Source organism: Microcoleus sp. PH2017_34_RAT_O_A (assembly GCF_020737885.1).
In the GTDB taxonomy this organism is placed as follows: domain Bacteria; phylum Cyanobacteriota; class Cyanobacteriia; order Cyanobacteriales; family Microcoleaceae; genus Microcoleus.
In genome coordinates, this window is sequence record NZ_JAEQDD010000180.1 from 1,940 (window position 1) to 7,034 (window position 5,095).

At 44.8% G+C, this 5,095-nt stretch carries 7 protein-coding genes; 2 read left to right on the forward strand and 5 right to left on the reverse strand.

The genetic code is table 11. The features are described from left to right. Positions 1 to 194, reverse strand: a 194-nt coding sequence (locus JGK11_RS32345) for a hypothetical protein (RefSeq protein WP_293198026.1), incomplete at its 3' end; no start/stop codon positions are given. Positions 195 to 220: 26 nt separating this feature from the next. Here JGK11_RS32345 and JGK11_RS32350 point away from each other — a divergent pair. Together JGK11_RS32350 and JGK11_RS32355 are read left to right on the forward strand one after the other, a co-directional pair. Continuing rightward, positions 221 to 751 carry a peptidoglycan-binding protein gene (locus tag JGK11_RS32350; RefSeq protein WP_293187064.1) on the forward strand — a complete coding sequence of 177 codons (531 nt, stop codon included), beginning with the start codon at positions 221 to 223 and terminating at the stop codon, positions 749 to 751. Between the two features lie 212 nt (positions 752 to 963). Next, positions 964 to 1,494 (forward strand): peptidoglycan-binding protein, encoded by a 531-nt coding sequence (locus JGK11_RS32355; protein ID WP_293187063.1) that lies wholly within the window; start codon positions 964 to 966, stop codon positions 1,492 to 1,494. Between the two features lie 640 nt (positions 1,495 to 2,134). On the opposite strand, the gene JGK11_RS32360 is transcribed toward JGK11_RS32355, so the two are convergent. The 4 genes from JGK11_RS32360 to JGK11_RS32375 all read right to left on the reverse strand — a co-directional run bounded on the left by JGK11_RS32360 (position 2,135) and on the right by JGK11_RS32375 (position 4,884). Further along, the gene (locus tag JGK11_RS32360) at positions 2,135 to 3,337 is read right to left on the reverse strand and encodes a HEAT repeat domain-containing protein (protein WP_293193989.1); all 1,203 of its coding nucleotides are present in this window, start codon (positions 3,335 to 3,337) and stop codon (positions 2,135 to 2,137) included. A 410-nt stretch (positions 3,338 to 3,747) separates the two neighbouring features. Further along, entirely contained in the window at positions 3,748 to 4,017 is a 270-nt protein-coding gene (locus tag JGK11_RS32365; protein WP_293187061.1) for a hypothetical protein, read from the reverse strand. Positions 4,018 to 4,019: 2 nt separating this feature from the next. Continuing rightward, complete coding sequence (locus JGK11_RS32370; RefSeq protein ID WP_293187060.1) at positions 4,020 to 4,424, reverse strand: hypothetical protein; 405 nt, start codon at positions 4,422 to 4,424, stop codon at positions 4,020 to 4,022. 100 nt (positions 4,425 to 4,524) lie between these two features. Further along, a complete protein-coding gene (locus JGK11_RS32375) occupies positions 4,525 to 4,884 on the reverse strand; it encodes a hypothetical protein (RefSeq protein WP_293187059.1) in 360 nt (119 codons plus the stop codon). Positions 4,885 to 5,095: the final 211 nt, after the last annotated feature.

Sequence of the window (5,095 nt, forward strand, 5' to 3'; positions counted from 1 at the left end):
TCACTACAAACCTCTTGATTTGGTTTGATCGTTCGGACTTCTGTCCTCGGATTTGGATAAGGACAGAAGTCATCACTACAAACCTCTTGATTTGGTTTGTCACTCAAATGAGTGACACTCAAATGAGTGACACTCGAAAAAGTGACTGTGAAGCCATCAATCGCACCAGTTATACCTGAAATATCAAAGAGCACAACTTAAATATTGAAAGGAGCACATTATGTACACCGAAGAAAAAAGCACGAACAATGAAACAATGGCGATCGCCGCCGATACTACAGCTCAATCAAATTTTGCAGTTGGTCTAACAACAGGACTCAACAAACCCACTTTACAAATCGGTTCCACAGGTCAAGCAGTCAAAGAACTAGAAACTCTCCTAGCTCATTGGGGATATTATTTCGGCCCGATTGACGGTATCTTCGGCGTCCAAGTTCAAAAAGCAGTCAAAGGCTATCAACACCGCGTCTTCTTAATGGAAGATGGGATAGTCGGTTCTATAACTTGGCAAGCACTATACTCTGGTGCACCTGTGAATATGCCGACACTGATGAATGGCAGTTCTGGTAATGCTGTGAAAATTGTTCAAAATGTCCTGAAATTAAATGGATACTATTTCGGCTTTATTGACGGATTTTTTGGCCCGATGACAGATGTAGCAGTCCGCCATTTCCAACTCAGCAAGGGTTTAGTACAAGATGGAATTGTCGGCTACAGAACTTGGCACGCTCTTAGCAAGTTACCCCACTAAGTTGCGTTGGGTGCCCACAAACACCTTACCAGTTAGTTTGTAGTGAGGACTTCAGTCCTCATAAAAATCTGAGCACTTATATTCCTCACTACAAATACACTTAGCTAACTCAAATGAGTGACACTCAAAAAAGTGACTGTGCAGCCACAAATCTCACCAGTTATACCTGAAATATCAAAGACCACAACTTAAATCTTCAAAGGAATCACATTATGTACACCGAAGAAAGAACCACGAATAATGAAACTGTAGCTATCGTCGCCGATGCTACTCCTCAATCAAATGTTGCAGTTGCTGCAACCGCCGCACTGAACAAACCTACTTTACAAATAGGTTCCACAGGTCAAGCTGTCAAGGAACTACAACAGCTTCTCTATCATTGGGGATATTATTCTGGCCCGATGGACGGTATCTTCGGCGCCCAAGTTCAAAAAGCAGTCAAAGGCTATCAACACCGCGTCTTTTTAACTGAAGATGGGATGGTTGGTTCTATAACTTGGCAAGCACTGTATTCTGGTGCACCTGTGAATATGCCCATCTTGATGAATGGCAGTTCTGGTAATGCTGTGAAAATTGTTCAAAATGTCTTGAAAATCAATGGATACTATTTCGGTGCAATTGATGGATATTTTGGGACGATGACAGATGTCGCAGTGCGCCAGTTCCAAATCAGCAAGAATATACCACAAGATGGAATTGTCGGTGCTAAAACCTGGTACGGACTCAGCAAGTTACCCCACTAATCATCGGTTTAATTATTGATAGAATTTACGCAAAACCTCTATATGTAAAGTGTACAGTGTACTTTACATATAGAGGTTTTCGGACGGAAATTTATTATAAGAAACACAAGATTCAACTCCTCATTACAAAGACTTTTGACTTTGCAATTCCTCAGTAAACCGTATTGCTTTATATATATGAAAGAGCGCTGAAGCGCAACTACATACCAGGGTACGTAGTTGCGCTTCAGCGCTCTTTCTTTATAGATATATACGGTTAAATCTCGAACAATCTGACTTGCAAAAAATGCCTGTATTGCCTATAAAATCAGAAACAGTTCTGTGGAGTTTTTCCATGCCTCGATCTAATATTTTTCTCGCCTTCTTGTCAAGGAGGTTGAGCAATTACCAAAAAGAATTGGTTTAAAGCCCTTGCGCCCGATCGGGAGAAATTAAAATCAGACTATTCATTACTCTAATCCTCTTCCTTCTAGGTAGAGGTCGTTGTCATACCAATTTACTATGAAGCTGCATAGAACATAGACAAGCTGAAAACAAAGCCAGGTTTCGATTTTGTTACCCTGCGATTATATGCAACTTTATGTAAATTTGGTATCAACTGTCAACTGTCAACTGTCAACTGTCAACTGTCAACTGAACATTAATCATCCCTCCCAGAACGCGGACGAATGCGATTCAACTGATTAATTGCCCAGCGAGCTGTTTCCTGAACTTCTGCATCTGGATCGTCCGTCGCGCGGTGCAACAAGTGACTGATTTGATTCACCAATTCGTAAATCCGTGTCAAGTCGCGAATCGCATTTTTCCGCACTTCCGGGTTTTCATTTTGCAATGAAATTGACCAGGCATTATTCATGGGTTTGAGCGTGCGAATGCCAATTTCTGAGAGACTTGCCAGAATTAAACTGTACTGCTTAGAGTCAGAATTTCCTAATAAATTCAGCAACGGCTCAACGGCTCTGGAATCTCCCTGCTGCCCGAGTTCCCAAATTGCTTTGCGCCTAGAGGCCGGATTGAGGTGCTGCAAATCTTCAATGAGTGTTTCAATAATATCAACTTTTTGTCTGACTTCCGTTTCGGGAAGGGAAATATCTTTCTTCCGATTCGCTAGTGCATCGGCTCGATTAGTTGTTTCTGGAATATTGAAACCTGAGTCGCTGTAGCCGTTGTTGCGATTTTCGTCTGTGGCGGTGTCGGAATTAATTCGATCGCCCTCTACCCCTGCATCCTCGGATTCTGATTGCCCAGATTCCACGATAAACGGTAAAGGCAGATCGGTGCTCTCGATCTTGTAGCCCTTGGGGAAATTGACAGGGTAGGGCAATGCTGGTAGCGGTTTGAGTCCCCCAGAAGAAACCTGTTGCTGTCCCATTTCGTGCCTGTTTCTCTGAGCATCGGGATTGGTGAATCGAGAGTTTCTTTGGTTTTGGCGATCGCCTCGAACCCGTCTTCGCTTAGAATTATTTGACTCGCCACTGCTAACTAATTTCAGCATGATCGCTACTGCCGCTGCCGTGACGACAACTGCTGCCAAACCCAACATTAACAACCCCCGCTGGCGTGACAAAATGACAATTATATTGGAGATTGGTTTCGGGATTTTGGAATTAGATTTTTGTTTTTTAGACGGCTTAGATTTGTTTTTATCGGGCGCTGGAGAGGATTGTGGAGGATTGGAGTCCTGGCTGGAGTCCGGGGGAGAGTCTGCTTGAGCAATTTCTTGGGAAACCACCTGGTAGGAAGCAATGACAATCTGTTGCCTTCCCTCCGCACTGGGAATGAAGGCAGCGCCCAGGCAGGCAATGCAGGTGAACAAACGTAAAGTGGAGCGGTAGTGCGCCATAAGACTCAATTGGGTTTTTGAGAGGCAACGCCGCATGACGAGCTTTAGTGTAACCATGAGTTAGCTCGATCCTAGCTGCTATGCGCCCAACTAACCTACAAATATCACGCCCGATCGCGAAAAATCATGGTTTGAGGTGGCAGCGAGCCGGATCTCAATCACGCAATTGCGTCAATAACGGCGGCGGCAGATAGGGGCATCTTGGAAAGTTGATTGTCAGCGAAGCATCAGCTACGTGCTGTGCAGACGCTGCGATGCCCGCGATTGTTGCTCGCTGCGGAGGCGCGTGCCATCACCTGTGAGTTTAACTGTTTCGTCGCTGTTGCGCCGCTTTTGTCTTCACTGTAACAACGTTTTACTAATTTAAAGACCCACAGGTAGATTACTCCTGTGGGTCTTTAAATTGGATTTTAGATTTTAGATTTTGGCGATCGCCCTAAAGCCAGCTTGCAGTATTCGGCAAAATCTACATATTTCTGCTTGTACAAGCGGTAACGCTGCACAGTGTAAAGCATGATTCCTTGTCGCACGTAGTCGAGGAACGAGCGTTTGATGCGCTGCGTGAGGAGTGAAATATCGTTATGCGGTGCTTCGCCGAGAATTTCATTCTCGAAGTCCAGAAGCGGTTGAAATTCCGCTTCTGACGGCTCGCACCAATCGTCGGAGAAGTCAATGTACATATTTAAAATTCCGACTGGTTGTTGACCACTTCAATTTCATGCGATGACGCATCTTGTAGCAAGAATCTCTTGTCAAAAGTCAGTCTCTGTGCGATCGGGTCAATCCCCAGTTTTTCTAAGAAAAACCTCAAACTTTCGTAATGTTGAGTGGCCTTCTCAATGTCTCTGATAAGGGTTTTTAGCGTGTAAGCTTTATTTTCTATTTCGAGTTCTAGCGCGCGGGCATTTTTTGCTAGGCGAGTCTCGGCGTCAAGACTAAGTAGCAATTGATCGATCTGGTCTTTCAACTCTTTGTAACCATCAGAAAGGTCATCTACGTCGCTGCTGACTTCGATTCTTCCGTCTTTCTGAAGGTTTTGCCAGTTGTCCTTTTTGTAGACGGGGATAGAAATCTTGATAAAAGCCATTGTTTTTCACCTGTTAGTTGGAAGGAGGAGAAGAAGCGATCGCCCTCGCTCAAAAAGCGATCGCAGTATAAGCATGATGGAAAGAATATGGGTCAACCATTTAGAAGCTTGCATCACCTCCCGGAGGCGCTCGCCCGCTCAAAAATGTTGCGCTGCGGGCGAACTTTTTAATGCGGTTTGCCCGATCGCCCGCAACGACAGCCATCGGCGGAAAACTGGGGGGTTTTGGCAAAGGCCGGCGAGCGAAAATCCCTGTGTCGGGCGGTTCGTCAGTGTCGATCGGGCGATCGCACCAAACGTCAAATGTGGGGATGGAAAAGTCGCAAGTGTCAAAACTTTCGTTAGCGCAGCCCTCAGAGAGGATCAGCATCCAGGAAATTTCCAAAGTGATGGAACTCGTTTCGATTGTTTCGATTGTTTCAGGCTCGTACTCGTCCAAACAAGGGGCCCATTCAACCATTGATGCTAATTCGATTTGAATCGGCTCCGTGCATTGCGAATCGAGCTCCGTGCATTGCGAATCGAGCTCCGTGCATTGCTCAAAAGATTCGTCAGAGCGATCGCACCAAGCGTCGTAAGGAATGAAAATTTAATAACTTTAGCGTCTGTTAAATAGTCGGCACTGCACGATAATTCCATTTTGGCAGATATTCATCAAAAATAATTTTCAT